This is a genomic window from Micromonospora sp. NPDC049051, from assembly GCF_043197575.1.
Classification (GTDB): Bacteria; Actinomycetota; Actinomycetes; order Mycobacteriales; family Micromonosporaceae; genus Micromonospora.
This window is the reverse complement of sequence record NZ_JBICTL010000006.1, coordinates 272,989-299,118: the sequence shown is the minus strand read 5'-3', so window position 1 is coordinate 299,118 and position 26,130 is coordinate 272,989. Positions and strand designations below refer to the sequence as shown.

The 26,130-nt window shown below is 73.7% G+C and carries 21 protein-coding genes; 9 read left to right on the top strand and 12 right to left on the bottom strand.

Going from position 1 to position 26,130, the window contains the following annotated elements; translation table 11 throughout:
* The first annotated feature begins 190 nt into the window (after nt 1–190).
* Entirely contained in the window at nt 191–847 is a 657-nt protein-coding gene (locus ACGFIR_RS25360) for a molybdopterin cofactor-binding domain-containing protein (RefSeq protein WP_393006577.1), read from the top strand.
* A 105-nt stretch (nt 848–952) separates the two neighbouring features.
* Here ACGFIR_RS25360 and ACGFIR_RS25355 read toward each other — a convergent pair whose 3' ends face one another.
* From ACGFIR_RS25355 to ACGFIR_RS25340, 4 genes are all read right to left on the bottom strand, one after another.
* On the bottom strand, nt 953–2,569 hold the full coding sequence (locus tag ACGFIR_RS25355; RefSeq protein WP_393147534.1) for a hypothetical protein: 1,617 nt from the start codon (nt 2,567–2,569) through the stop codon (nt 953–955).
* Between the two features lie 2 nt (nt 2,570–2,571).
* Complete coding sequence (locus ACGFIR_RS25350) at nt 2,572–2,913, bottom strand: hypothetical protein (protein WP_393006573.1); 342 nt, start codon at nt 2,911–2,913, stop codon at nt 2,572–2,574.
* 173 nt (nt 2,914–3,086) lie between these two features.
* Nucleotides 3,087–3,830, bottom strand: coding sequence for a hypothetical protein (locus ACGFIR_RS25345; protein WP_393006571.1), 744 nt, complete (start codon nt 3,828–3,830; stop codon nt 3,087–3,089).
* 70 nt (nt 3,831–3,900) lie between these two features.
* On the bottom strand, nt 3,901–6,243 hold the full coding sequence (locus tag ACGFIR_RS25340; protein ID WP_393006569.1) for a hypothetical protein: 2,343 nt from the start codon (nt 6,241–6,243) through the stop codon (nt 3,901–3,903).
* Nucleotides 6,244–6,792: 549 nt separating this feature from the next.
* On the opposite strand from ACGFIR_RS25340, the gene ACGFIR_RS25335 reads away from it, so the two are divergent.
* The 3 genes from ACGFIR_RS25335 to ACGFIR_RS25325 all read left to right on the top strand — a co-directional run bounded on the left by ACGFIR_RS25335 (nt 6,793) and on the right by ACGFIR_RS25325 (nt 10,459).
* On the top strand, nt 6,793–7,482 hold the full coding sequence (locus ACGFIR_RS25335; protein WP_393006567.1) for a hypothetical protein: 690 nt from the start codon (nt 6,793–6,795) through the stop codon (nt 7,480–7,482).
* A 491-nt stretch (nt 7,483–7,973) separates the two neighbouring features.
* The gene (locus ACGFIR_RS25330; RefSeq protein WP_393147532.1) at nt 7,974–9,239 is read left to right on the top strand and encodes a sensor histidine kinase; all 1,266 of its coding nucleotides are present in this window, start codon (nt 7,974–7,976) and stop codon (nt 9,237–9,239) included.
* The gene (locus ACGFIR_RS25325; RefSeq protein ID WP_393006564.1) at nt 9,236–10,459 is read left to right on the top strand and encodes a S8 family serine peptidase; all 1,224 of its coding nucleotides are present in this window, start codon (nt 9,236–9,238) and stop codon (nt 10,457–10,459) included. The genes ACGFIR_RS25330 and ACGFIR_RS25325 overlap by 4 nt, the downstream gene beginning before the upstream one ends.
* A 22-nt stretch (nt 10,460–10,481) precedes the next feature.
* On the opposite strand, the gene ACGFIR_RS25320 is transcribed toward ACGFIR_RS25325, so the two are convergent.
* From ACGFIR_RS25320 to eccCa, 7 genes are all read right to left on the bottom strand, one after another.
* Nucleotides 10,482–10,886, bottom strand: a complete 405-nt coding sequence (locus ACGFIR_RS25320; RefSeq protein WP_393006562.1) for a hypothetical protein — start codon at nt 10,884–10,886, stop codon at nt 10,482–10,484.
* A complete protein-coding gene (locus ACGFIR_RS25315) occupies nt 10,883–12,202 on the bottom strand; it encodes an alpha/beta hydrolase (RefSeq protein ID WP_393147530.1) in 1,320 nt (439 codons plus the stop codon). The genes ACGFIR_RS25320 and ACGFIR_RS25315 overlap by 4 nt, the downstream gene beginning before the upstream one ends.
* A complete protein-coding gene (locus ACGFIR_RS25310; RefSeq protein WP_393006558.1) occupies nt 12,193–13,488 on the bottom strand; it encodes a WXG100 family type VII secretion target in 1,296 nt (431 codons plus the stop codon). Before ACGFIR_RS25310 ends, ACGFIR_RS25315 begins: the two co-directional genes overlap by 10 nt.
* Before the next feature lie 4 nt (nt 13,489–13,492).
* Nucleotides 13,493–13,816: a hypothetical protein gene (locus ACGFIR_RS25305; RefSeq protein WP_393006556.1), complete on the bottom strand. Its 324-nt coding sequence runs from the start codon at nt 13,814–13,816 to the stop codon at nt 13,493–13,495.
* A 121-nt stretch (nt 13,817–13,937) separates the two neighbouring features.
* A complete protein-coding gene (locus ACGFIR_RS25300; RefSeq protein WP_393006554.1) occupies nt 13,938–14,240 on the bottom strand; it encodes a WXG100 family type VII secretion target in 303 nt (100 codons plus the stop codon).
* A gap of 28 nt (nt 14,241–14,268) precedes the next feature.
* Nucleotides 14,269–14,619: a WXG100 family type VII secretion target gene (locus ACGFIR_RS25295; RefSeq protein ID WP_393006552.1), complete on the bottom strand. Its 351-nt coding sequence runs from the start codon at nt 14,617–14,619 to the stop codon at nt 14,269–14,271.
* A gap of 200 nt (nt 14,620–14,819) precedes the next feature.
* A complete protein-coding gene (gene eccCa, locus ACGFIR_RS25290) occupies nt 14,820–18,773 on the bottom strand; it encodes a type VII secretion protein EccCa (protein WP_393147528.1) in 3,954 nt (1,317 codons plus the stop codon).
* A gap of 199 nt (nt 18,774–18,972) precedes the next feature.
* Between eccCa and ACGFIR_RS25285 the strand changes: the two genes are divergently transcribed.
* Genes ACGFIR_RS25285 through eccD form a run of 5 tightly spaced genes read left to right on the top strand, consistent with a single transcriptional unit; the run spans nt 18,973 to nt 25,017 of the window.
* On the top strand, nt 18,973–19,737 hold the full coding sequence (locus ACGFIR_RS25285) for a WXG100 family type VII secretion target (RefSeq protein WP_393147526.1): 765 nt from the start codon (nt 18,973–18,975) through the stop codon (nt 19,735–19,737).
* Between the two features lie 33 nt (nt 19,738–19,770).
* On the top strand, nt 19,771–20,877 hold the full coding sequence (locus tag ACGFIR_RS25280; RefSeq protein WP_393147524.1) for a WXG100 family type VII secretion target: 1,107 nt from the start codon (nt 19,771–19,773) through the stop codon (nt 20,875–20,877).
* 3 nt (nt 20,878–20,880) lie between these two features.
* Nucleotides 20,881–23,289 (top strand): WXG100 family type VII secretion target, encoded by a 2,409-nt coding sequence (locus tag ACGFIR_RS25275; protein ID WP_393147522.1) that lies wholly within the window; start codon nt 20,881–20,883, stop codon nt 23,287–23,289.
* Nucleotides 23,290–23,344: 55 nt separating this feature from the next.
* Nucleotides 23,345–23,647 (top strand): YbaB/EbfC family nucleoid-associated protein, encoded by a 303-nt coding sequence (locus tag ACGFIR_RS25270; RefSeq protein ID WP_393006542.1) that lies wholly within the window; start codon nt 23,345–23,347, stop codon nt 23,645–23,647.
* Nucleotides 23,644–25,017: a type VII secretion integral membrane protein EccD gene (eccD, locus tag ACGFIR_RS25265; protein ID WP_393147520.1), complete on the top strand. Its 1,374-nt coding sequence runs from the start codon at nt 23,644–23,646 to the stop codon at nt 25,015–25,017. Before ACGFIR_RS25270 ends, eccD begins: the two co-directional genes overlap by 4 nt.
* Here eccD and ACGFIR_RS25260 read toward each other — a convergent pair.
* Nucleotides 25,014–26,120, bottom strand: coding sequence for a type VII secretion protein EccE (locus ACGFIR_RS25260; protein WP_393147518.1), 1,107 nt, complete (start codon nt 26,118–26,120; stop codon nt 25,014–25,016). The two genes, eccD and ACGFIR_RS25260, sit on opposite strands and share 4 nt — an antisense overlap.
* Nucleotides 26,121–26,130: the final 10 nt, after the last annotated feature.

Sequence of the window (26,130 nt, the reverse complement as noted above, 5' to 3'; positions counted from 1 at the left end):
GCGCACCGCCGACAAACCGCAACTCCGTTTGCGAGACAGCATGCCCGTTGACAGTGACGCGGTGAGGAGTCGAGGCATGACTGATTTGCACAGGCGCAGGGTCCTGTCGACGGGCGGGGAATCGGCAACTCCCGGCACGCCGGCGACGACGATCGAAATCCTCACGACGAAACGCCCCGAGTGAGCCACCATGGTCGAACCCATCCCCCGGCGACGGTACCTCGGGTACGTGCTGGCTGCCCCGATCCTCGTGACGGCGGCCGAACTGGCGGCGGCTTGCCCGGCAGCGGCCCAGCTACCGCTACCGCCGTCGGACCTGGCGGGGCTGCTCGGCCTCAACGACATCATGACCGCGGCGGCGCTGCCGGCGTCGAGACTGATCTCGGTCGAGGTCAGCCAGGACGGGAGCGTGTCGTTCACGTTGCCCCGGGCCAGGGTGGCACAGGGCACCACCGCCACGATCGCCATGCTGATCGCCGAGGAGATGTCCGTGCCCCGGACGCGCGTCCACGTCACGCTGACCGACGCCCGGCCGGATCTGATGTTCAACCAGGTCACCGGCGGATCGAACACGACCGTCTCGACTCACACCCCCATCCGGGTCGCCGCGGCCGTGGCCCGCCAGCGGTTGCTGGAGGCCGCGGCGACCGCGTTCGGCTCGCCCGTCGCCGACCTGCGGCTGAACGCCGGCCTCGTCACCGACGGCTCCGGCCGGAGCCTCGCCATCGGTGCCCTCGCCACGAAGGCCGCCAGCAGGAGCACGGTCGCCGTGGCGGTGGAACTCCCCCAGCGGGAGAGCCTCGCCGTCATCGGCCATCCCGCGACCGGGTCGCGCGCGAGGCGGTGACCGGGCGCGAGACGTACGACGGACCTCCGTGCCACTGCCGGCGAGCCGACGACGCCGGTTCCGGACGGGATCCCGGCCTGCGGAACTGGCGGGTGAACCGCCCGCCTACGCCGGCGCGGCCGTCGTAGCGGTGCCCTTCGGCAGCACCACACTGGAGACGACCGCCTTCTTGTCCTCGCCCAGGCAACCGTTGAGGAAGTCGTCCTCCTTGACCCGCACGACCTTCCCGTCCGGGTTGTCGAAGATGAGTTCGTCCCCGTCGCGCCCGATCAGCAGCAACCACTGCTGGGACTGCGCGTCGCCGATGCGCACCGGGACGCCGTGCCCCTTGTCGACCGCGCTGACCGAATCCTTCAGCGCGTCGCGTACCGAGCCGCGGTCGACCTCGCGCGACTCGTACGTGGTGCCGAGCTCGGCGGCGTGGGCGTTGAGCCCCTCGGCCATGCCCTCGGGAGTCTCGCCGGCCATGCCCGCCCAGTACGGGTTGGCCCGGGCGCTGATCTCGCCGGTCGGCTGTCGCGGCTGCTCCGAAGGGTTGCCACCGGCACCGGTGCTGTTGCCGTTCTGACCGGTGCCGTTGTCGCCCGGGTCGCCAGTCTGGTTGTCGCCGGTGCTGTTCGGGTCCCCCGCCGACGGGTCCGAGCTGCCCGGCTGGGAGTTCGACGAGCCCGGCGATCCGGGCGGGTTCTGCCCGGCCTGCGGAGCCTGCTGGCCCTGGTCGTTGGCGTTCTGACTGTTCGCGTTCTGGTCGTCGGCGTTCTGGTTGGTGGCGTTCGGATCGTTCGGGTTCCCGGAGTTCTGGTTGCCGGCCGGGCGGATCAGGTTCGGTTGGCTGCTCAGCCAGGTCGGGCTCTTGTCCTTGATCTGCTCGGCGAACCTCCCCACCGCGTCCAGGCTGTGACCGGCCGCGAACGCCTTGAGCAGATAGGCCTGGTGTTCCGGCGTGGGCGCCTCGGACAGCAGGGCGCCGAGGCGGGCGCGCTCCTCCGGAGACAGCTTCTGCCGCAGCTCGGCCGCCTTCCTGGCCTCGGCCTCGGTGAGGATCGTCTTGAACTTGCCGCCCCGGGTCGCCGTCGCCAGCATCACCGCGTTCGCCGCGCCCATGTCCTCGAACCGCTGCGCGACGGCGCGCTTCTGCACCGCCTTGAGTTCCTCGACGAGGTCGTCGGCAGCCGCCAGACTGCGCTGGTAGACCTGCCGGCAGTCCGCGTACAGGTCGAGGGCGCGGGTCGTCAGCCGGTCGAGTTCGGCCCGGCTTGTGGCCCTCGCCGCGTCGTGGAACACGTCAGTGAGCCCGGCGTAGTGCTCCCGGTGCCGGGCGTTGAGCTTCTCGACGCGTTCGGCGTGCTCGGTCAGCGCACGCGCCGCCAGCCGCATCGCCGGTTGGGTCCGGTCCATGAGCTTGCTCGTCGCGCTGACGACCTCGCGGGCCGACAGGCCGGCCGAACTCTCCCAGAGTTCGGGCAGTCGCTTCCGCGCCAGCCCTTCGACGTCGGCGGCGATCTCCTCGACCCGCGTGCCGAGCTTCCTGAAGGACTGCGCGAGCGTGCGCAGGTCCGCGGGGCGGCCCGGCGGCGGAGACCCGATCAGGTGCAGGACAGAGACGATGCTCGTCTGCAACGCCCTGCGTCTGACGCTCGCGTCCTCCCTGTCGCGCGCGAGATCGGCGTACTCGTTCTCGATGCCGTTGATGATGTCGCCGATCTGCTCCCGCGACGCCACGGCTACAGCTCCCGAGCGAGGGCCTGCGCCGCCACGTACTCGCTGTCCTCGTAGGAGTCGGCGGCGCGTTCCAGGCCGTCGTGCACCAGCGAGAGCACCTCGATGTAGACGCCGAGTTCGTCGAACCAGGCGTCCTGCATGTCGAGGTAGGTCTGGGTCGCCTCGCGGAGGCCGAGCGCCTGCCGAGGCTCATCGGTGGCGCCGGCCCAGGCGCTGCGCGTGCCGGTGAGCTCGATGGTGGCGTCGTTCGCCTGGGAGATGGCCTTGCGCAGCTCCGCCGAGCTCAGCGTGACAGCGCCACCGACCTCCGGCATCGGGCGGGGTGCGATCCCGTCTGGGCGCACGCCGGCATCGTGCTCCGGGGTGCCCGAGTGTCGCGTTTGGACTGGCTCCACGGTGGCACGCTAGCGCACGTGGGGCCGCCGGGATAGTACGCCGATCACTGCTGGCCCGTCTTCGACAACCCGGCGTGGTGGCGGGGGTGGTCCCACCGTCGCGGTGCCCCATGGCCGCCTCCTCAGTCGAGGTCCGCGCAGTCGCGTTCGTGCGGCAGCAGCGGCCGGAGCACCAGGCGTACGCGTTGGGTGTCGGCCTGCCAGCGGGTCTCGGGGCGGGCCGCGCCGGCCTCGGCCCGCAGCGCCGCCAGGGCCGCGCCGTCGACGACCCGGCACGGCCGCCGGGGTGCGCCGTCCATCGCGGACGGCGGCACGTCCAGCGGCCAGGGCCGCACGTCGGAGTCGTCCTCCGTGTCGGCCACCACCAGCACCGCGACCCGCTGCGGCAGGTACTCCCCGGCGTCGACGCCCGCGTTCGCCGCCGCGTCGGCGAACGCGATCACGGCGCCCCGGTCGCCGGCCTCGCCGGGCGACGGCTGCGTCACCGACGTCTCGTACGTGCCGTCGGTCGTGGTCAGCCGCACGGTGAGCGTGACCGCGTCGGTGACCCGCCGCGGGTGGTCACGGTCGGCGAGGAGGCCCGTCTCGGTCGCCCGCCGGAACAGCGCGTCGACCTGTGCCGCCGAGAGCGTCCGGCGCCGGCCGGTCAGCAGTGCGCCCCGGTCGTCTCCCCGGGTGACGGCGGTGCCGTCGCCGTAGAGCGTGAGCGCCGGCAGCGCCCACTGCCCGGCGGCGACGGCGGGACCACCACGCCGGTCGACCTCGGCGATGACGGTCCGCGCGTCGCTCGGCGGCCGGGGCGCCGGCCCGTCACCGCAGGCGGCGAGCAGGAGCACCGTGCCGAGCAGCAGGCGTCGGGTCATCACCGTAAGACGCTCCCCGTGACGTGCGGGTTCCGGCGGGTGCCCCCACGGGCACCCGCCGGAGCTACGCCGATCAGGAACGGGTCAGCGTGTAGACGCCGCTGCCCGCGCGGTTGACGACGATCACGCCGACGCAGCCGTCGGCCGGTGCCGTGTACCCGACCGACTCCGGCTGGCCGGCCCCGGCTCCCGTCGAGGCCGCCGCGCTCGCCCGGTCGCGCACGTACGTGGCCGGCGCGCCGGCCGTCGACGACACCACGAACAGCTCGGCGTCCTGTCCCGGGTCGCCGGGCGTGACGGTGAAGGTCACCTGCTGGCCGGCGGTCAGACAGGAGTTCCAGACCGCGACCACGTCACCCGCGCCCATCTGCCGCTTCGCGGTGTCCACCAGCGTCTGCCCGCCGTCGGCCAGCTCGATGGTGTACGCCCCGGTGCCGGTGACCCGGTGCACCCGGGGGTAGTAGTCGCCGAGCGGACGCCGGCCGGCGTTCGAGTCGACGGCGACGAAGTCGGTCGTGTCGGCGCCGAGCAGGCTGTCCTCCAGCCGCTGGGTCTGCGCCCGGTCGTCGAAGAGCGTCAGGTCGTCGTCGGCGCCCGCCGGTGGGCGTACCGCCACGACCGACCACGCCTCGTGGCGCGTGTCGTACCGGAAGTTCTGGTCGTTCGGCGGTGTCGTGGCGCTGACCTCGGCGCCGTCGGTCAGCCCCCGGCGGAACCCGTAGTCGATCGTGTTCTGGAACAGCGATCCCAGCGCCGGGTCGCCGACCTCGTGGCCGTCCCGGCCGCGTGCCGCCCAGTAGGCGGCGAAGCTGGTCACCCGGTGGTCCAGGAACGTGTTCCAGACGTCCGTCAGCGAGTCGCTGTAGGCGTCGGTGCCCTCGGTCCCGGCGTCGATCAGGTCCCAGATCGCGCCGGCGACGCGCCCCTCGACCTGGTCGCCGTCGTCCCAGCCGTTGGTGCCCCACGTCGCGGTGTCGATGTTGCCCCGGCCGGGCAGGTCGGGCTGGTTCAGCACGGCGGCGCCGAACCAGTCGGCGAAGCCCTCGGACCAGGCGCAGGCCGGGCCGGAGCGACGGGTGACGTAGTGCGGGCTGCACTCCGCGCCGATCTGCGGGTAGTTGTCCTCGTAGACGTCGTCCATGACGCCGTGGCCGAGCTCGTGGATCACCACCCACGGGGTGCCCGGGTCGGCGGCGAGCAGCCGTACCTCGTCGTCGCCGGTGTCGTAGTAGGTGCCGTCGGTCGAGCCGGGCTCCCACTCGATGTCGATGTTCTGGCAGCTCTCGTCGCGCATGTCCCAGCAGTCGCCGGGCGTCCACGACAGCGCGTCGTCCGCGGTGTCGTACGCGTGGAACGCTGGCATCAGCGTCGGGTCCGCGATGTGCAGCCGCCCGTAGTCGTACGTGCGGCCGTCGCCCAGGTCGTCGCGGGTGGTGCTCCGGAACGCGTACGCGTCGTCGTCGGAGTCCTCCACCTTGTACTGCGTGCCCTCGGTGACCGCGCGGACGTACACGTCCTGGCCGCCGCCGCCGATTCCGTCGTCGTTGTCGAAGCAGGCCCGGTAGGCGCCGTTGGCGTCGGTGAGGCCGGTGGCCAGCAGGTCGTCGCCGAAGTTGTCGTCGTCCCACACCTGGTACTGGAGGTTCTTCGACGGGTGCCAGGCGCCGTTGTTGTCGCTGTAGTCGAAGCTGCCCGTGACGCAGGTGACCTGGGCGGGCGCCGGTCCGGGCGACCGGACGTCGTCGCTGTGCGGCGTGGGCAGCCCGGCGGTGCCGGCCGGGCGGTAGGGCACCGCCGGGTTGGCCGGGGCGGCCGGGGTGCCGGCCGGGGTCTGCGCGGCCGCGGCGTCCCCGTCGGCCTTGCCCAGTCGGGACTCCCGCGGCGTGGCGCCGATCGTGACCGGCACGTGGACCTCGTCGCTGCCGAGGACCGGCCCGCCGGCGGACGTGGCCTGCACCCGCACCACCGTGGCGGCGGCCTCGGCGGCGGTCAGCTCGATCCGGTAGCGCAGGGCCCGGCCGGGCACCGCGTCGACGGTGGTGCTGAGAGTGGTGACCTGGCCGGCGTCGGACGGTACGCGCGAGGCGGTCCGGGCCGAGGTGAAGCCGGCCGGGGGCGCGGCCGGCGTCAGGGCCGACGGCAGCGCGATCCGTACCCGCAGGCCGTCGATCGCCACCTGGGTGTCGACGGTGACGGTGAGCCGGGCGCTCTGCCCGACTGCCGGTGCCCGGTTGAGCGCCGCCGTGACCGTCACGCAGCGCAGCCACTCCGAGCGGGTCGGCGCGCACTCCGCGCCGGCGTGGGCCGGGGGCGTCGGCGCGGCGGCGGCCGGCGCCCCGGCGGCGATGATCAGTGCGGCGACGGCGCTGGCGAACCAGGCCGTCGTGCGATGACGCGGTGACTTGCGGTGGTGCATGTGCCCTCCCCGTGTTCCGCGTTGCTCCGATGGTCGGATCCGCCGAAGGGGGTGGTGGACGCGATGCTGCCGGACGCCACCGCGACCGCCGTCACACGGCACGCGAGTGCCCTGATCAGCCTGGTCGCCGTCCCCGTATCGACGAACCTCGTCAAGCTACCAACGAGTAGTGATCGATGAACACCGATGTCGGACAGGTGACAGTCGTACGCTGGCCGCTGGCCGCTGGCCGCTGACGGATCGGCCGCTCGTCACGTCCCGAACGCCCTGGCAGCCGCCCACAACGGCCGAGCCGCGTCACCTCGGAGGCGGCGCTCCATTGATCAGGTACGCGAGCCGTGCCGTGGTGCGGTGCCGGCAACGCGTACCGTCAAGGCCAACCTGACGGCGGCTTTCGTCAGGACCCAAGTTGCCGACTCGTCGATCGGCGTCGGATCACCTGCGAAGGGACGCAAGAGCCGCGTCGATGGCGTCGAGCAGTTTCTCCTGACGCGCGGGTTACCAGGAACCCCTTGGTCCATTCGGTGAACAGCGCGGCCAGGCACCCGGATGAACTCTCCGTGCGGCAACGAGGAGGCGAAACAGAGCAACGCGTTCATCTACCGGGAAGGACGGTTCGACATCAAGAGCGCCCGAACCGTCTTCCAGGCGTACAAGAAGGTCGACGGCGCCTGTGTATGGAACACGCAGGCCCGTTCGAAAAACCTCGTGCTCCAGATGCGCGATCAGATCGCCAACAAGGACGTGGTCGTCGGCTCGATCCACTGGCCGACCGTCAAGCACGACGTGCCCGAACCTGCGAACGGTGTGCCGGGCTGCGCCGGTGCGAACGCGAAGCTGACGGCCCAGAAGATGGCCACCCACAGTGGATCGCTTTACATCGCCGGCGGTGACGCCAACGCCCCTGACCGTGCCGGCGGGGACTGGACCGGCTGGTACAACGCGATGCGAGGCACCCACGGCTACGCGGACGCGGCGTACAACGACTGCTCCGAGCGGCACAGCACCCAGGCGGCAATCCGCACCTGTGCCCTCGACGAACACTGGACGATCGGTAGCGGTAGCCGGCGAATCGACTATCTGTTCGCGAAGCGTCCGAACGGCGTGGCGCCGATGGGCGCCGAGCACACCATCACCTTCAACGAGGGCGACGCGGCCGACAAGAAGTACACCGGCAGCGACAACGCCGACCTGAGCTACTCCGACCACCGCGCGATCCGGGCTCGCGTCCACTACTGAACCATCGGGGGGAGGTACGGCCGCCACCTCAGCGCGGCCGGCCGCTCACGAGGGGGCCCGGCGTACGCCGGGCCCCCTCGCCCTGGCGCCAATGCGCATCCGCTCGCCGGTGTTGCCCGGATCCGGCAGTACCGAGTACGAACCTTCTGACCTCAGGGTCAGCGAGGGTGTGCGTAGCCCTTCGGCCTACCGGCCCTGACCTCGACCGCCAGTGTCACGTCCACCCGCTACTGTGGACATCGATTCGGATCTGCTGAGCGGCGACTCCGGCGAGGGCCTATTCGGACAGTTGCCGGCCGGAACGCCGTACCCACGCGCTCGACACGATCGACTTGCGTGGACCTCTATCGATGGGCCGTCGGCTCTTGCCCTGAAGGTCAGAAGTCGGGAAAACTGGCACGATCCTCGTGTGGGCCAGTCGCTACGCGCGGTCCGTGATGTGGGCAAGGAGCTGACGCGTGGGCACTGGTCGGCGCAGCGCGGGAGGGTCCGTGGCACTCGACGGCGCTGCCGCGCCCGGCGTGATGTTCGCGCTGCTGACCCGCGCGGCCGTCGCGGGCGTCGTGGCACTGAGGCGCCGTCCACTGTCGATTTCCGAGGTCGGCGCGCAGGGGCTCGGTCCGGTCGACGGCACCGTCGGCGCCGTACTGCGCCGGCAGACGTCGCGTTGTCTGCTGCTCGGTGCCCTGGCGTACCGGGTGTGCGTCCTGCCCCTCGCCCTGGGCCTGCTCGTGGTGCGTGGCGATCCGGTGGCGCTGGTGGCGCTGCTGCCCGTCACGGCCCTGCTGCTGGCAGCCAACGTCGCGGCGCTCGTCGCGGTCTACCGGCGGTCGACGGTGGACCTCGAACGGCTGCGCGGGGCCGTGCTGGTCGACCTCGCCGTGGCGTACGGGGTGAATGTGGGGGCGAGCGCGGTGGCGCCGCACACCGACGTGTTCTGGGCGTACCTGGCGGGTGTCGTGGTCCTGGTGACCGGCACGTACGGCCTGGTTGGTGGCGTGCTCGCGGTGCTGCTGTCGGTGCCCGCCCAGCTGGCGATGGGCGCGTTCGGCGCCGCCGCCGACAGCGCGGCCCTCGCCGGCCGGGTCGGGTGGCTCGGGCTGGCGGTGGTGGTCACGTTGGCCACGCTGGTGGCCTGTGGGCTGAGCCTGCACCTGACCATGTCGTACGGGATACGCGCTGGTCGGGAGGCCGAGCGGATCCGGTGGCTGCGGTCGCTGCACGACACGGTGTTGCAGACCATGGAGGCGATCGCCCTGCACAGCGCGGCGGATGCGACCTCGCCGGCGGCCCAGCTCGCCGAGGTGCGGGCCACCGCCCGGGCCCAGGCCGCCCGGCTGCGTCAGGCACTCGACGAGCCCGGCGGCGGCAACGACAACCCGCTCGCCAGTGGGTTGGCCGGACTGGTCGAGGAGCTCGCGGGGCGTGGGCTGCGGGTGGAGCTGGTGGTGGCCGCCGGCGCCGGCAGCCGGATGTCGGGGCCGTACCGGGACGCGGTCCTCGGTGGGGTGCGGGAGGCGCTGGGTAACGTGGCCAAACACGCCGGGACCGGTGACGCGGTGGTCCGCGCCGACGAGGAGAGCAGCGCCCTGGTCGTGGTGGTCCGTGACCACGGCTGTGGCTTCGACGTCCTCGGCCGGCCCGGGTTCGGCATCCGGGAGTCGATCGTGGCCCGACTGTACGAGATCGGCGGCAAGGCCACCGTGGAGTCCTGGCCCGGCAGGGGTACCCGGGTGACCCTGCGGGTGCCCGCATGATCCGGCCGGGCCGCCCCGGGCGTGACGTCGGCGCGGCGGCCCGGCCGGGCGGCTCGTGGCTCGTTCTCTGCGCGTTGGCGGGCCTCGTCTGCGCGGTCGGCGTCACGCCGCCGGTATCGGCCGCGCCGGCCGGCTGCGCCAGGCCGGTGGGGGTGCACACGGCCGGCACCCCGTGGGCGACGGACCTGCTCGGGCCGCGCCGGGTATGGCCGTTGAGCACGGGTTCCGGGGTACGGGTCGCGGTGCTCGGCACCGGCGTCGACGCCCGTAACGCACAGTTCCGCCCGGGTCAGGTGGAGAAGGGCCGGGACGTCCTGCGCGGCGGTGCCGGCGCCACGGACGACTGTGACGGTCGAGGCACGTTCGCCGCCGGCCTGATCGCCGCCCGGCCGCACGACGAGACGACCTTCGCCGGTCTGGCTCCCGGCGTCACCGTGCTCCCGGTCCGCTACACCCAGACCACCAGGCAGGGCGACGAGGACGTCGACCCCGACCGGCTCGCCGCCGCCATCGACTTCGCGGTCACCGCGCGGGCCCAGGTGATCTACGTGGTGCTACCGGCGGCCCGCAACACCGCCCGGTTGCGCGCTGCCACGGCACGGGCGATCGCGGCCGACATCGTGGTGGTCTCCCCGGCCTCCTCGGGCGCGCGGACCAGGGGGGCGACCAGCTACCCGACCGCGCTGCCCGGAGTGCTGGCGGTCGGCGCGTTCGGCCCGGACGGCGCCGTGGCCTCCACCGAGTCCGGGGACCACATCGGGGTGGCCGCCCCCGGCAGACAACTGCTGAGCCTCTCCGCCGGAGCCGACGGCCGGCTGGGCCACTCCCCCACCGTCGACGATCCGGCCTACGCGGCGGCGTACGTGGCGGGCACGGTCGCGCTGCTGCGGTCGTACCGGCCGGAGCTCAGGACCGTCGAGGTCGTGCGGCGGATCGAGTCGACGGCGCACCGCACGGCGTTCGACGGGCACCACCCGCAGCTCGGCTGGGGGATGGTGGACCCGTACCGGGCGGTGGCCGCCGAGGGTGTCGAGGATCCGCCGGGAGCCGTGGACGCGAGCGCCCGGCCCGTCGCCGCGGCCCGTGCGGATCCCGGCCCGCAGGTGGACCCGTGGGTGCTGCCGCTGGCGTTGGCCGGGCTCGTGGCGGCGCTGCTGCTCGGGATCGGTACGGCGGTGACCCGTCGAGGCCGGGCCCGCGGTTGGCGTCCCGGCGGCTGACCGGCCACAGTGGCCCGCCGCGTCAGCGCGCCCCGGTCGGCACGCAACGGCTCGATCCGCCCACCACCACGTCGCCCGTGCCGTCCCGGGAGATGTGTACGCCGAGATTCGCCCCGTCCCGCTGGAACTGGTAGGCCACCTCGGCGTCGCCGCTGCGGTCGGTGGTCCGCCACCCGTCCGCGCCCAGCTGGGGCACCACCTCGGTCAGCAGGATCTCGACGGCACCGGGCCGGGCGGGGACCCGCAGGTTGTACTCCCAGCGCACCGACTCGCTCGGCACGCCGGCCGGCCGGAACGGGTCGCAGTCGAGCTGTTCGTCGCGGCTGATCCGGACGTCGGCGCCGAACCGCGCGGCGATGTCGTCCAGCACGGCCCGCAACGGCCCGGCCACGGCGGCCAGGGGCGCGAAGTCGATCGGCTCGGTCACGGCGCCGACGGTACCGTGACGAGCGGACCACCGGTGAACACCTGGTAGATGTTCCACCAGGCGTCACTGTGGTAGGTGAGCACGCCGGAGTGCGCGGCACTGCCCTGCAGTGGTCGGCCGTCGGCGTAGTTGCCGGTCTCCAGCCGAACCACACCCGGGAACTCGTCCGGGTCGGCCCCGTGCCCCCAGTTGCCGATGCTGATGTCCCGGACCCAGGTGATGGGATCCCCCGGCGCGGTCATCGAGTAGCGCTGCACGTCGGGCTGGACCGGACGCAGGTCCTCCGGCCCGTCCACGCGGTGGCCCATGCCCGCCGACTCGATGTGCAGGATCCGGTCGGCGTCCAGCCCGTGCTGCTCGGCGGTCCCGACCACCGCACCGCCGTACGAGTGGCCGGCGTAGGTGATCTGCACGTCGTTGCCCGCTGCGGCGGAGCCGGCGATCTCGGCGCGCAGTTGGCCGGAGAAGTCGGCGAGTCTGGGCCCGAGTTCGTCGGCGAAGCGGGCCGACGGCGCCTGCGGGAACAGGTTGGACGGCAGGTCACCGTCCAACCAGACGACCATGGCCAGGTCCCGGCGAGGGGCCGCGTCGACGAAGCCGAGCGCGCCGTCGTGGTAGCGCTCGAAGTTGGCCAGCTCGGAGGTGGTGCCGGGGACGAAGACCGCGACGTTGCGGGTGCCGGCGTCGATGTCGCCGACCAGCTCCACCATCGATCCGTCACCGGACGGGTCGAACGAGAGGATCTTGCGGTTCTCGGCGATGACGCTCTCGTACAGGTCGATGCGCGCCTGCGACTTGGCGATGGTCTGGCTCAGCCGGTGGTCGTCGGACCGGTCCCCGGTGAGCTGGGCCTGATAGCCGGCGAGGCGCTGCCGTTCGACGGCCAGCTCGGCGGTGACCGCCGCCCGGTTGGCCGCGATCCGGGCGCCGAACGGGGCGGTGCCGGCGGGCGCGGCGGCCCCGGCGGCGGCCAGCGTGGTGCCACCGGCCTGGCCGCTCAGCAGCTGCCGGAAGGCCTGGCTCGCCTGGTTGTCACCCCGCCGGTAGTTCGTCACCGCGGCGGTCACCCCGGTGGCCAGCCGCCGGGTCTGCGTCGCCGCCGACTCCAACTCGACGGTGCTGAGTTGCAGACTGCTTCCGTGTGCCTGCATGACCCGTTGGGACTGCGGCACCAACCCGAACGCGCTGCCGTCGATGGCCGGTGTGGCGAGCTGCCCGCGGATGGTGTTCAACCGCTCGGCGTTTCCGGTGAGTTCGCTCGCCGCGGTGTCCAGGGCGCTCGGAACGGCGCGGAATCCGGCGGCGGTCACCTCCATGACCGGCCGCCCGGCTGACCCGGCTCGGGCTCCTCGCCGATGACCGCCGGCGTCACCACCGACTGCTCGCCCCACACGTCCTCGGTCTCGACGAGCCAGGGCGGGATGCGCCGGCCGCCGGCCCCCTCGCCCGCGCCCATCGGGGCGAAGGGCATCGCGGGCATGAAGCCGCCGGCCATGCCCTTCGCCGCGGCCATCCCGGCGGCGGTTCCCGCGACTCCGGCGAGCCCGCTCGCCGCCGGACCGCCGGCCTGACCAGCCAGGGACTGGTTCGCCACCGGCGACAGGTCGACGCCCGCGCCGCCTCCGCCCCCGCCGCCACCCACGCCGCCAGCGGACATCCGGGCGCCGGTGCCGGCACCCCCGCCGTCGGCCGTCGCCACCGGGGCGCCACCCTTGTGCTCCGTACCCTTGTTCTCGGTCTTCGGTTTGGCGCCCAGCCCGGGTGGCACGGTGGCGAACCGCCCGCCGAGCGCGGCGGCGGCGGCAGCCAGCCCGGCGGTGAACATCGTGCCGAACAGCGGCCGGGGTTGGGCCGCCGGCGGCGCCTGGCCCGGCTCGGCCGGAGTCCCGGTCGGAGGCGTCTCGACCGGTACGGACGGCGCCTCGCCACCGGGCTGCGGAACCAGCGGCAGGGCGGGCGCGACCGGCGGCGGTTCCTCGATGGGCGTGCCGGTGGTGGGTCTGGACGCGGCGCGCGGGGTGACCGGCATCGCGTCCTCGTTCGTGACGTAGTCGGCGGCGAGGGTGGCCATCACCTGCACCGCCTGCTGGTGTGCCGCGTTCGAGGCGGCCTGCGCCTGCTGCTGGGCCCGGACCTCGGTGGCCGCCTCGGCCTGCTGCTGGCGGAGCGCGTCGACCATGACGGGTGGCGTGTCCGCGGGCACGACCAACGGCGTCGTCGCGGCGGCGATGACGGAGGGAGCGACGTCGGGTACCGCGACGGGCGCGGGCATCGCCTTCTGGGCCGCACGGAGCGCGTCGGCGGACGAGTGGGCCAGGTCCCGCACCGAGTACGCGGTGTTGGCGACCTGCCGGATACCCGAGGTCAGATCGTTGATCATCGTCTGGTACTGCCGGGCGGCGCCGCCGTCCCACCACTGCTCGAACTCGCGGAGCTGGCGTTCGATGTCGCCGGCGCGCTCGTGCAGCGCGGTGCCGGCGGCTGCCCAGCCCTCCGCCGCCTCGACCACCGATTCCGGTTTGCCGGCGTGCAGCATCTGCGCGAGTTGCTGATGGCTGTACTGGCTGAAGTCGGTACGCGCCCGACCGCGTCGACGCGGCATCGTGTCAGTCCCTTCCGTGGGCCCGGAACGACGTGGCGACGCCGAAGTCGTGGTCGGCGTACCCGTCCGCGATCATGCGGGTCACGTCGTTGGCGAAGGCGATCGCCTCCCGCACGGTGTGCAGCAGTTCGTGCATCTGCTCGGCGGCGGCCCGGTGCCGATCGGCCAGCGACACCGCCTCACCGAACTCGCCGAGCAGCACCGGCCGGATACGCAACTGTCCGAGGCCGTCCGTCGGCCTGCGCATCGCCTCCAGTTGGTCTTCCAACTCGCGGGCGAACGCCAGCAGCGATTCGAGGTGGACCCGGAACGACTCCTCCTGGGACATCGTCGCGCTCTCCTGTCTCGGAGCTCGGCTGAGAACAACGCCGCCAGCGGGCGGCGGCAAGTGGGGCGGCGGCGTGCCGTGGGGGCTGTCCGCCCGCACCGCACGCCGCCGATCGCCCGGCTCAGGCGAAGAAGCTGGTGTTCCGGTTCTCCAACGCCAACTGGGTGTCGTGCGCCTCGTGCACCTTGCCGGAGAACTGACCGATCACCGCGATGATGTCGGCCAGTGCCGCCCGCAGCCGCGTCTCGGACTGCTCCGCGGACTGGCCGGCGGTGCTGCCGGAGGCGTACCAGGTCTGCTTGATCGGGGCCAGGCTGCTCTGCAGCTGGTCCATGTGGCTGTTCAGCGCCCGGGCCTTGACCTGCAACGAGTCGGCGGCGGCACGCAGCGCGGCGAATTCGACGTTGATCACATCGGCGGACATCTCACATCACCCCTTCCGGGCAGAGGGTCTAGGCACCGGCCAGCCGGCTGAGCACGGCGCTGCCCTCGCCCACGGCGCCGGTGAGGCCCCGCAGGGAGTCGGCGGCCGCCACGTCACCGGTGTTGTAGTTGCGGAAGCTCTCGTTCACCAGACCGGACATGGTCTGCAGTTCTCGTGAGGCGATCCGCATGCTCTCCTGCAGCCGGCCTTGCAGCTGCCAGAACGCGGTGGCCTGGTTACCGGCGTACCGGCTCAGTACCGACACGAGCTCGCTCTCCAGCTCGGACATGGTCCGAGCCGCGTTGGTGGCGGCTTCGTCGAACCCGCTGACCGCTCGCGTCATCGCGGCGGCATCGCTCTGGTATCCGGGACTGGCCACGTCGGGTCACCTCCTCTTGGCGGAGTCGCGCGCCGACTCGCGGCGCCGTACACGCTGGGGATGCTATTCAGTCGTCACCCATCGTTAGTACGGCACAAGTACCCGTCACGGACACGGCACTATTACCCACACGGCCCCGGTTGGCCGGCCGACCGGCGCCGCGCGCCGGCCGGCCGGACCAGCGGTGTCCGGGACCCGGATCAGGTGGGCTCGGTCCCGGCCCAGGCGACCTGCACCAGCGAGACCCCGGTGCGCCGGTCCACCAGCTGTCCGCGGCCGGGCGGCTGCTTGCTGGGCTTGACGTCGGCCAGCAACGCGCCCTCGTCCCGGGACCCGGACAGCAGCAGACCGGGCGTGCCCAGGTCACGTAGCCGCTGCACGACCGGCTCGAACAGGCTGCGGCTGGCGCCACCGGAACGGCGGGTGACCACCAGGTGCAGGCCGACGTCCTTGGCCTGGGGCAGGAACTCCAGCAGGGGCGCGAGCGGGTTGTGGCTGGGTGACACGACCAGGTCGTAGTCGTCGACGAGGATGAACAGCTCCGGGCCGGTCCACCAGCTCCGGTCGCGCAGTTGGGCGGCGGTCAGCTCCGGGCCGGGCAGCCGCCGCCGCAGCCCCTCGGCGGCCTCGGTGACGAGCTTTGTGAGCACCGGCTCGCTGCCGGCGTAGCCGAGCAGGTGCTCGCCGCTGAGCGCGTCCACCAGGCCGCGCCGGTAGTCGGCGATGATGACGGCGGCGTCGGCCACCGGGTAGCGGGCCGCGATCTGTCGGGCGATCACCCGCAGCAGGCCGCTCTTGCCGGACTCCACGTCGCCGAAGGCGATGAAGTGCGGATCGGCGTCGAAGTCCAGGTGGGCGGGGCCCAGGTCCGCCTCCGCCAGGCCGATCGGGATCCGCCGGTCGCCGGGGACGGGGCCGGGCAGTTCGGCGGCCGGCACCAGCCGGGGCAGCAGCCGCACCTGGGGAGCGCGCGGGCCGTGCCAGCTCGCGTCCACCTGCTTGACCAGGTCACTGGCGCCGTCCGGCAGGTCGGCGACCGAGGTGTGGCCGTCGATGCGGGGCAGCCCGCCGAGAAAGTGCAGCTTGTCGGCGGTCAGCCCGCGTCCCGGTACGCCCTTCGGCACGCTGGCCGCGGCCCGCCGGTCGTACGCCGAGTCGGCCGCGTCGCCGAGGCGCAGCTCGACGTGGGTGCCGATCAGGTCGCGCAGCGCCGGTCGGATCTCCATCGCCCGGTTGGCCGACAGGACGACGTGCAGGCCGAACCCGAGACCTCGGCCGGCGAGGGTGGTGACCGACTCGTCCAGCGGCTCGAACTCCTGGCGTAGGGTCATCCAGCCGTCGACGACCAGGAAGACGTCGCCGAAGTTCCGCCCGTCCGGGCTGGGCGGGGGCCGGCGGCGGAAGTCGGCGATCGAGTCGATGCCGTGCGCGGCGAACGACCGCTCCCGCTCGGCCAGCAGGCCGGTCAGCTCGGCGATGATCCGGCGGACCCGCTCGGTGTCCATCCGGTTGGCGTAGCCGCTGACGTGGGGCAGGCCGGACAGGCTGGCCAGGCCGCCGCCACCGAAGTCGAGCAGGAAGAACTGCACCTCGGTCGGGGTGTGGGTGAGCGCCAGCGCGGTCACCAGGGTACGCAGCAGGGTGCTCTTGCCGCTCTGCGGTGCGCCGAGCACGAGCGCGTGCCCGGCCGCCCCGGACAGTTGGGTCCAGAGCAGGTCCCGGCGCTGCTCGTACGGTTTGTCCACGATGCCCAAGGGCACCGTGAGCTGGCCGTTGCCGGCCCACCCGACCGGGCTCAGGCCGCGCCGCGGGTCGATGCCCAGCGGCGGCAGCAGTTGGTCGAGGGTGGGCGGTTCGGCCAGCGGCGGCAGCCAGATCTGGTGCGCGGCGGGTCCCTTGCCGAGCAGCCGGCCGATCATCGCGCTCAGCACCGTCCCACCGTTGGGCGACGTGGTGCCGGCGTCGGCCGCCGGGGCCGGCGCGTTCACCGGGTCGGCCACCGTCAGTGGGGCGAGCCCGAACGGCAGGACCCGTCGCTCGTACGGGATCTCCTCGGGCACGGCCGCCGTCTGCTCGGGTGGCAGCTCGCCGGAGACGTACGCGGCCTTGAACCGTTGCAGGGTGGTGGTGTCCCACTTCAGGTACGCCGAGCCGGGCACCGACGGCAGTTCGTACGCGTCGGACACCCCGAGCACCGCCCGGCTCTCGGCGGCGGAGAACGTGCGCAGCCCGATCCGGTAGCTGAGGTGGCTGTCCAGGCCGCGCAGCCGGCCCTCCTCCAACCGCTGCGAGGCGAGCATCAGGTGCACGCCGAGGCTGCGCCCGAGCCGGCCGATCATCACGAACAGGTCGATGAACTCGGGCCGGCTGGACAGCAGCTCGCTGAACTCGTCGATGATCACCAGCAGTGAGGGCAACGGTTGCAGCGCGGCGCCCTCGACCCGGGCCCGCTCGTAGTCGCGTACCGAGGCGTAGTTGCCGGCGGCGCGCAGCAGCTCCTGGCGGCGGACCAGCTCGCCCCGGAGCGCGTCGGCCATCCGGTCGACCAGCGTCAGGTCGGCCGCGAGGTTGGTGATCACGGCGCAGGTGTGCGGCAGGTCGGTCATGCCGGCGAAGGTGGCGCCGCCCTTGAAGTCGATGAGTGCGAGATTGAGCGTCTCCGAGGAGTGCGTGGCGGCGAGACCGGTGACCAGGGTCCGCAGCAGCTCGCTCTTGCCGGAGCCGGTGGCGCCGATGACCAGCCCGTGTGGGCCCATGCCGCCCTCGGCCGACTCCTTGAGGTCCAGGTCGACCGGGCGCCCGTCGAGGTCCACACCGATCGGGATGCGCAGCCTGTCCCGGGCCGACCGGGGCCGCCAGGTGACCGCCGGGTCCAGCCGGCGCGGGTCGCCGATGCCGAGCAGGTCGGCCAGGCCGAAGGTGGTGGACATCGGCTGTTCGCTGGCCGCCGGTGTGCCGGTGTGCAGCGCGGTGAGCTGCCGGGCGACCACCTCGGCACCGGCGACGCTGAGCCGGTCCGGTACGCCGACCAGCGCGACACCGTCCTGGGTGCGCATGCCGAGGCGCCCCTCGGAGATCATCAGGTCGAGACCGTGTGCGCCGCCGCCGGGGCCGCCGCCGATCTCGAGGACGGTGGTGCCGGCCAGCCCGCCGGGTGGGTCCAGGCCGGCGTCGGGCAGCGTGCCACCGCCGTCGAGGAGGATCAGCAGGTGCGGCGCCTCGGGTCGGGCCCCGGGCCTGAACGGGCCGCGGGTCGCCGGGGCGGCCGGGTCGTCGGTGAGCAGCGCGGCCAGCTCGGTGAGGTTGGGGGCGGCCAGTCGGGTCGGTCCGCTGGCGTCGGCCCGGCCCGGGTGCACGGCGTGGGGCAGCCACTTCAGCCAGTCCCAGCCGTCCTGCCGGTCCGGTCCGACGCAGGCGGCGACGCGCAGGTCGTCCGGGGAGTGGAAGGTCGCCAGGTGGGCCAGCAGGGCTCGGGCCAGGTCCAGGATCTCGGGGCGGTCGCCGGTCAGGGTGACCCGTTGGAACGAGCGCAGCGACACCGCGACCGGCAGCTCTCCGACGGTGGCGTAGGTGCGGATGAAGTGCCGCAGCGAGGTGGACGACACCGGGTCGAGGTCCTCCAGCGGGGCGGTCTGCGGCGCGCGCAGCGCGGTGGCCAGCCGCTGCGGCCCGGTGCCGACCCGTACCCGGCCGAAGTCCTGATCGGTGCGCGCCCGCTCCCAGAGCCGCTCCGTGCCGGCGAACGACCACAGGTCGGCCGGGTCGGGCAGCGCCGCCAGGGCCGCCTCCCGCTGGCGGACCGCCACCTCACGGACCTGCCCCCGCAGCCCGCTGAGATAGCGCAGGTAGTCGCGTCGCTCGTCGTTGATCTGGGCCTTCTTCGAGGCGCCGCCGCGGGACAGGCTCATCACCAGCATGCCGACCATGGCGCTGATGTACAGCGCGCCGAAGATCCAGGTCATCGCCCCGCCGGACCGGCCGATGTAGACGAACGACATGGCCCCCATGCCGAGCATCATCGGCAGCATGAACATCAGCTGCATGCCGCCCTGGCCGCCGCCGCGGGGCAGGGCGGGCGGAGCCTGCAGCATGATCTCACCGCGCGGTGGTTCGGGCAGCATGGCCCGGCGACGACGGAAGGTGTCGACAGACATCCGGCGGTGCCTCCTCGGCCCGATGGGCTCGGTAACCCGTGGTCACTTTGACGGGGCAGGTCGTGGGTAGTTTTGCCGTTTAAGGGCTCGCGCGCACCAACCTACGATGACCCGCAACCATCCGGAAGCCGCCTCAGGCGGTGGAGCTGCCCGGCCCGGCGTGGCACGGGCCGGGCGATCTGGCGGGAAGGTGCCAACGATGACGACAGGCTCGTCTTACAACGTGCGGCCGGACGCCGTACGCGGAGTGGTCGGCAACGTCGTCGGCATCCTGCTCCAGGCGTACAGCACGGTGGTGGAGCTGGAGCGGTTGACCGTCGCGCCGACGTCGTTCGCGAAGCTCGGCTCGCCGGTCGCCTCGGCGAACGTCGCGATGCAGGGGCAGGTCGTCGGCACCATGCGGACGCTGCTTCAGCTGTTGCAGGAGGTCAACGACCTGGTGCACCGCAGCGCCAACGACTACGACGACGCCGACCGGGCGGTCGCCGCCGCGCTCGGCGGATCGCCAGCCGGCGCCGGTCCGTCGCCCGGCACGGAACCCGGTGCCGCGCTCGCCGGCTACGCGGCCAACGACAGCGCGGGCGCGGCGGGTGAGCCCGGGTCGGTCGGCAACGTGCTGAACTACCTGGGCCGGGCCGGTCTCGGCGAGCTTTCCGCCCGCCCGCTGACCGAGGTGACCTTCCGCGACGCGCGGGACTTCGCCGACTGGCTCGACCGCAGCCCCGCCAACCAGGAACGGGTCGGTCTGCTGGCGGTGTACTCGGGCAGCGGGCGGGACGTCTCCGGCCTGGTGCACCCCGGCGACGTGGTCGTCGTGCAGCCGTTCACCGGTGACGGCGGCCCGGTGATCGGTGTCGCCGGCGCGAACGGCCAGCTCTACAACCACGGCGCGGTCGGCTCGGCGGCCGAGTTCGGGCGCGTGCGCGTCTACCGGCCGATGACGGACGCGACAGCGCTGTGGTGAATCCCGACGACGTGACGCCGAGAGAGGTGCGCCGTGCTTGACATCCCCAACTCGGGTGCGATGGACGCCGCCGCCGGCGGGCGCGGGCCCGGCACCGTCGCGCTGCCCTCGATCGTGGGCGGCGACCCGGCGGCCATCCTCGCCCATGCCGCCGCCATGACCGCGCGGGTGGCCCGGCTGGTCACCCTCCTCGCCGACCTGGAGCGGGCCCGCGAGCAGCTCCGTGAGGTCTGGTCCGCCGGGTCGGCCAGCGAATCCGTGGTGCAGAAGCTGAACAGCTCCTTCGCCAGTTTCCAGAAGATCATCGAGACCGTGTACGCCGGCATCCGCGAACTGGAGGGTGCCGCCGCGCAGCTGACCACCGCGCAGACGGCGTACCGGGCGGTGATCGGCGCGGTCAACCCGACGGTCGCCGCGCTGATGTCCAACCCGTACACCCAAGCGGCCGGACGGGCGCTCGCGGTCAGCACCACCGGCATCCTCAAGGCCTTCCTCACCGGCATCGGCGGCATCCTCACCGCCATCGGGGTGACCAACCTCGGCCAGATCCTGACCGGCCTGGCCGGCATCGTCGACCAGGTCGAGCAGCTGTTCTCGAAGAACAACGACGGCGGGGCGACGCCCGCTCCGGCGCTGCCGGCCGGGAGCGCGGGCAATCCGGTGCTCGCGCCGCCACCGATGGCCAGCGTCGCCACCGGCGCGGGGCAGGCCGCCCTGGGCGGCGGCTACGGCACCGGGGGCTACGGCATGCCGTCGTTCACCGGCGCGGGCTATCCGGCCGGCGGGTCGATGAGCAGCTACACGCCGTCGGCGCTCGGCACCGACCAGTGGGTCGCGGTCCAACCCGGACAGTCCTCGCTCTCCGGTGCGGCGCCGGTGACGACGACGCCCACCGGCCCGGTGCAGACCCTGCCGATCCCGCCGGCCGCGCCGGTTGGCGTGCCCGTACCCGCGCCAGGCGGCTCCGGTGGCGACGGCGACGTGACGGTCACCGCCACCAAGGGCGACCTGTCGGTGACGGTCGAGGTGCCTGTCGACACCGGGCGCGCGTTCGACATCGAGGTCACCGCCAGCTCGGGTGGACAGACCGTCGACGCCGACATCAGCGTCGGTGCCGACGGCTCGGTCAAGGTGGACTGACCGGTGACCGGCGTCCTCCCCGTCCTGGCCCGCAGCACCATGGACCTGTCCGGCGTACTGTCCTGGCTGCTCGAGCGGTACGCCACGGTGCTCACCGAGTACCGCCGGCAGGTCACCGGCGACCCGGCCGGGCTCCGGGCCACCGCCCAGGCCTATCTCGCCGTCGCCGACCGGACGGCGGGCGTCTCCAGCGACCTGGACCGCCGCCGCTGCGGGCTCGGGGCGCACTGGCACGGCTCCGCGTACGACGCGTTCGGCTCCGCCTCCTGCCGGGTCACCACGGGGCTCGACGGCACCGAGGCGCGGCTGCGCCGGCACGCGGCGGCGCTGGAGCGCGCGGCCGGCGGGTTGCAGGCGGCGGCCGGTACCGGCGACGTGGTCATCGCCCGCTTCCGGGCGAACGCCCAGCTCCTGGTGGCCGCCGCCCGCGCGGTGCCGATCAGCCAGATCGGCGTGCTGATCCAGCAGGCCCGCACCGTCGGGGAGCAGGCGGTGACCGCGATGCGCGGCGTCCACGAGCGGCTCGGCGTCGTGTTGGCGCAGGTCGCCGCCGAACTCGGCGGGTCGTCCCCCGCGGGTACCGCCGGGTCGACCGCCGCGGCCGGCGCCGACGGGCGTACCGCCGGGGAGACGGTGCGGGCCGCGCTCGCCGGGGACGTCGCGCCGGCGCAGTTCCGGCAGGCCATGACGCAACTCGCGGTGGTCACCGACCGGGCACGCGCCGCGCAGCCGCCGTCGGCCGCGGACAAGGCCTTCCTCACCGCGTTCCACGGCGCGCTCGGCGACCGGGTGTTCGACCTGCCGGCCTACCTCAACGCCACCGAGCACCGCTACCAGACCAGCCTGTTCGGCCTGTTCGGGGAGATTGCTCCCGGTTTCGCCGCCGCCGACCGACAGGAGATGCTGCGGACCGTCGGCAACGGCATCCTGATCCTGTCGCGGGACCCGGCCGACCTGCCCGCCGCGGTCCGCGACCTCGTGCACACCCGGGCCGCCACCGAGACCAACATCGGCACCAACTCGTTCGGCTTCACCCACGAGATGCCGTCGACGCCGGGCCGCGCGCCGCTGACCGGGGTGCTCGGCGAGACGGTCTACACCAACCGGCTCGACGTGCCCCGCTACGCGCAGTGGGAGGCGCTGTCCCAGCTGACCGGCGCGGCCGACCGGAACCTCGTCGCCGGGGCCGACTACTCCGCCGCGGTGACCCGCCGGGTCGGCGAGATGGCCGACGTCACCCAGCGGCTCGACGACCTCTCCCGGCACAACCCCGGCCAGCCCGGGTACTACGTGTCGACCAATGACGCGGTGCTCTGGGACAAGCCGCGGGTGGACGCGACGTTGACCTCGCTGCTCGACGTGTCCACCCGCAACCACGTCGCCGACGCGGCACTGGCCGGCGACGGCGAGACGCTGCGCCGGCTGGCCGGCTTCGCGTGGGCCGACGACGGCGCCACCGCGGGCCGGGTCGTCGACTGGATCGGTGCCGCGAGCGCCGATCCCGCGCGACACGACCTGGCTCGCGGCGCGTACGTGAACCTCGCCCAGACGGTCACCGAGCCGGCGTCGCTGCCGCAGACGCTGGCCGCGATGCGGGAGAACCCCCACTTCGCCGAGGCGATCGCCCGGGCCACCGCGCCGAACATGGACCTGTACGCCCAGCCGCTCGACGGCCTGGACACCAACCCGGCGGCGCAGCGGCTGGGCAGCACCGACGCCCGGCACATGCTGATGCTCGGCCAGGTCACCCAGGACGGCCGCGACGAGATCAACGCGGCCGCCGACCTGTACCAGGAGTACCTGCTGCGGCAGGCCGACACCGGGACGATCCCGATGGAGCAGGCCGGACGGTACGCCGGCAACGTGGACGGCCTGACCAACGCCGCGGCCGCCAACGCCATCTGGTACGCCAACGTGCAGGACGCCGAGCAGGCCACCCGGACCGCGCAGGAGGCGTACGCCCGGCAGGTGGCGATCGCCAACGCGGTCAAGGACGTGGTCGGGTTCGGGGTCGGCAAGCTGCCGGAGGTCGGCTCGTTCGCCGGGTTCGCGTTCGGGCAGACGGCCAACGTCGTCACCGGTGCCATGCAGGCGCCTGCTCCGGTGCTGCCGCAGGGCCTGCCCGCCGACGTGTTCCACCATCCACAGTTGACCGGCAACGGCGCCGTCTACACGGCAGCCGCCGACCTCGCCAGTTACGAGCTGCGCACCGGCGGGTCGGCGCCGACCGTGCCGGTCGGGACGCTGCACGGCGCTGCCGCCGAGGAGGCCGTACGGTGGGCCCGGACCGACCCGGGACGGGCCGACTACATCGACGCCTACACTTCCGCCGCGCAGTATGTGTACCTCGGGAACGTCGCCACGCATACTCGTGAGTCGATCCTGTTCGACGTACAGGGGCGGCGGCCGTAGCCCGGGTGGCGGATGCGGCGCCGGCGGGCGGCGGAGACCGGAGGGGAAACGACAGATGGAACCGGCGATCGAGGATCTGCTCGCCCAGGTGCGCGAGCAGCAGCAGCGGATCGAGGACATCCAGCGCTCGGTGGCGGCCCTGGAGGTGACCGGGTACGCCGGCAACGGCGACGTGACCGTGAAGCTCAAGGGCGACGGCCGGTTCACGGACGTGACCATCGACCCGCAGGTGCTGCGCCGCTACGACGCCGAGGCCCTCGGCCAACTCGTGCTCGAGGCGGTGAACGACGGCTTGGCCAAACTCGCCTCGGTCAGCGAGGCGAGGTACGCCCCGCTGCTCGGCGAGGCCCAGCAGTGACCACTGCGCTCGCTCCCCGGCGCGTCACCGTGGTGGCGCCACATGCCCGGCTCGACGTGTCGCTGCCGGTGCAGAGCACCGTCGCGGAGTTGCTTCCGCAACTGGTCCGGCTCCTCGCCACGAACGCCGACCGGGCCGGCGGGGTCGGCTGGGAGCTGCGCCGTTTCGGTGGCCCACCGCTCGACGGCGCGGTCACGGTCAGCGGCGCCGGCGTACGCGACGGCGAAGTGCTCTACCTGGGCACGGTCGACCGGCGGGCCACCCCGATGCTCTTCGACGACGTGGTGGATGCCATCGCGAGTGCCGCCGCGGACCGGCCCGGCGTGTGGCGGGCGGCGGTGTCGCGGAGGGTCGGCGGTGCCGTCGCCGCGCTGGCCTTCACCGCGGTCGCGGTCGCGGTCGGGTACAGCGGGCTGCCCGCGCTGACCACCGCGCTGCTCGCCGGCACCCTGGCCGTGGTGCTGCTGGTCGCCGGCGGGGCGTTGTCGCGGGCGTACGGCGATCGGGGGCTCGGCGCGGCGGTGGCCGCCGGTGGCGTGCCGGCCGCGCTGATCGGCGGGCTGTCGGTGACCGCCGGTCCGGGCGCGGCGATGGGGCTGTCCGCGGGCCGGCTGGCCCTGGCTGGCGCGGCGGCCACCCTCTACACGGCGCTGGCCGCCGTGGTGGTGGCCGAACAGCGGTTCGCCGCCGCCGCGGTGGCCGCCGCGGTCGGCACTCTCGGCGCGCTCGCCGACCTGCTCACCGCCGCCTCGCCCGCCTCGGTCGCGGCGGTCACCTGCTGCGCGGCCGTGATGGCCAGCCCGGCGCTGCCGATGCTCGCGCTGCGGCTCGGCCGGCTGCCGCTACCGGGCGTGCCGACCGACGTGGAGGCGTTCCGCCGGGACGAGCGGCCCACCCTCGGGCCCGAGGTGGTCGGTGACACCGAGGCGGCCGAGCGGGTCCTGACCGGTCTGTTGTGTGGCCTGGCGGTCATCGTGGCCTGCTGCGCCGGGATACTCCTGCTGACCGGCGGGCGCTGGGCGTGGGCGCTGGCCGGGCTGGCCGGCACCGGCCTGCTGCTGCGCGCCCGTGCCTACGTCGGCCTCGGCCAGCGGGCGGCGCTGCTGGTCGCCGGCGCCGGGTCGGTGCTGGGCCTGACGGCCCGGGCGGGCCTGGCCGGCGGCCCCGGGACGCGGCTGTTCCTCGCCGCGCTGCTCCTGGTGACCGGAGTGGTCTGCGCGACGTACGCGGTCCGGGCGGCCGCCAACACACCGTCGCCGTACTGGGGCCGGCTGCTCGACGTGGTCGAGTTCCTGGCGCTGGTCGGTCTGGTGCCGGTGGCGGGCGCGGTGCTCGACATCTACGGCGCGGTACGCGCATGGGGCGGCTAACCCACCGGCAGGCCTGCCAGCGGCAGCGTCTCCCACGCCGCCTCGGCATGTGCCCCGTCCAGTGGCACCAGGTTCCCGCCGAGCCCGGCGGTGGCCTGCCGGGCCTTGTCGGCGACCGCCTCCCGGGCCGGGCCGGCGGGCACCGCGACCCGGATCAGCGCCGTGCTGCGGGTACCGCCGCCCCGCTGCCGGTCCCACCGCACCGACACGGCGCTGACCAGGGCCGGTGCGGCGGCGTGCCGGCGGAGCAGCGCCGCGGCCCCGGCCAGGTTCCGGACAGCCCGGCGTGGCCGGTAGCAGACCTGGTGCAGCATGCCCAGCGACCAGTGGTGCCAGGTCTCGGTGCCCGGATCGCCCCCGCGCCGTGGGTCGACGCCGAGCACGGTGGCCCACGCGTCGCGCAGTTGACCGCCGTCGAGCGCGGTGACCTGGTGCCCGGCGGCGTGCAGGTCGGCGGCGAGTCGCAGCGCGGCGGCGCCGGCGGCACGTACCGCGCCGGGCTGGCCGCCGCCCCGGGCCAGCACCGCCCGGGTGGCCGTCGCGGGGTCGAGCCGGATGGCGATCCACCGGGCCGCGTTGCCGGTGCCCGGGGAGTGCCAGTCGACCAGTTGCGCGCCGGCCAGCGGCAGGTCGGGGTCGTCGTAGCGGGCCACCAGCCGGCGCAGCAGGTCGTCGAGGTCGCCGTCGGGTTCGGCGCGCAGCAGCGCGGTCCACGAGTTGCCGTCGCCGGCGAGCCCGACCCGGTTGCCCGCCCGGTCGGCGTCGGTGCGGATCCGCAGCGTGGGCAACGCCGGCAACGGGCGTCGCGAACGACGCCGGAAGCGGTGCCGGACCGCCACCCAGTCGGACAGCCACCGGCCGCGCCACCGCACCCCGGTACCGAGTACCACGACCGCCGCCGCCGCGGTGGCCGTGCCGCCGACCGCGTCGTACGGGCCGCCGGCGGCCACCGCGCCCAGCGCCGCCGTCTGCCAGAGCACCAGGCGGCCGACGCCGAGTCCGCGCCACCTGCGCTGCCCCACCGGCGGTACGGGCATCGACGGCCCGCCACCAGGCCGTACGGACCTGAACAGCAGCGCGGTGGCGGGTGCGGCTGGTGGCATGGCGTGGCTC

Excerpts from the sequence above, each read along its gene's own strand:
- ACGFIR_RS25360 (WP_393006577.1), top strand. The coding sequence starts at position 191 with ATGGTCGAACCCATCCCCCGGCGACGGTACCTCGGGTACGTGCTGGCT.
- ACGFIR_RS25340 (WP_393006569.1), bottom strand. The coding sequence starts at position 6,243 with ATGCACCACCGCAAGTCACCGCGTCATCGCACGACGGCCTGGTTCGCC.
- ACGFIR_RS25335 (WP_393006567.1), top strand. The coding sequence starts at position 6,793 with ATGAACTCTCCGTGCGGCAACGAGGAGGCGAAACAGAGCAACGCGTTC.
- ACGFIR_RS25325 (WP_393006564.1), top strand. The coding sequence starts at position 9,236 with ATGATCCGGCCGGGCCGCCCCGGGCGTGACGTCGGCGCGGCGGCCCGG.
- ACGFIR_RS25315 (WP_393147530.1), bottom strand. The coding sequence starts at position 12,202 with ATGGAGGTGACCGCCGCCGGATTCCGCGCCGTTCCGAGCGCCCTGGAC.
- ACGFIR_RS25310 (WP_393006558.1), bottom strand. The coding sequence starts at position 13,488 with ATGCCGCGTCGACGCGGTCGGGCGCGTACCGACTTCAGCCAGTACAGC.
- ACGFIR_RS25305 (WP_393006556.1), bottom strand. The coding sequence starts at position 13,816 with ATGTCCCAGGAGGAGTCGTTCCGGGTCCACCTCGAATCGCTGCTGGCG.
- ACGFIR_RS25300 (WP_393006554.1), bottom strand. The coding sequence starts at position 14,240 with ATGTCCGCCGATGTGATCAACGTCGAATTCGCCGCGCTGCGTGCCGCC.
- eccCa (WP_393147528.1), bottom strand. The coding sequence starts at position 18,773 with ATGTCTGTCGACACCTTCCGTCGTCGCCGGGCCATGCTGCCCGAACCA.
- ACGFIR_RS25285 (WP_393147526.1), top strand. The coding sequence starts at position 18,973 with ATGACGACAGGCTCGTCTTACAACGTGCGGCCGGACGCCGTACGCGGA.
- ACGFIR_RS25270 (WP_393006542.1), top strand. The coding sequence starts at position 23,345 with ATGGAACCGGCGATCGAGGATCTGCTCGCCCAGGTGCGCGAGCAGCAG.
- ACGFIR_RS25260 (WP_393147518.1), bottom strand. The coding sequence starts at position 26,120 with ATGCCACCAGCCGCACCCGCCACCGCGCTGCTGTTCAGGTCCGTACGG.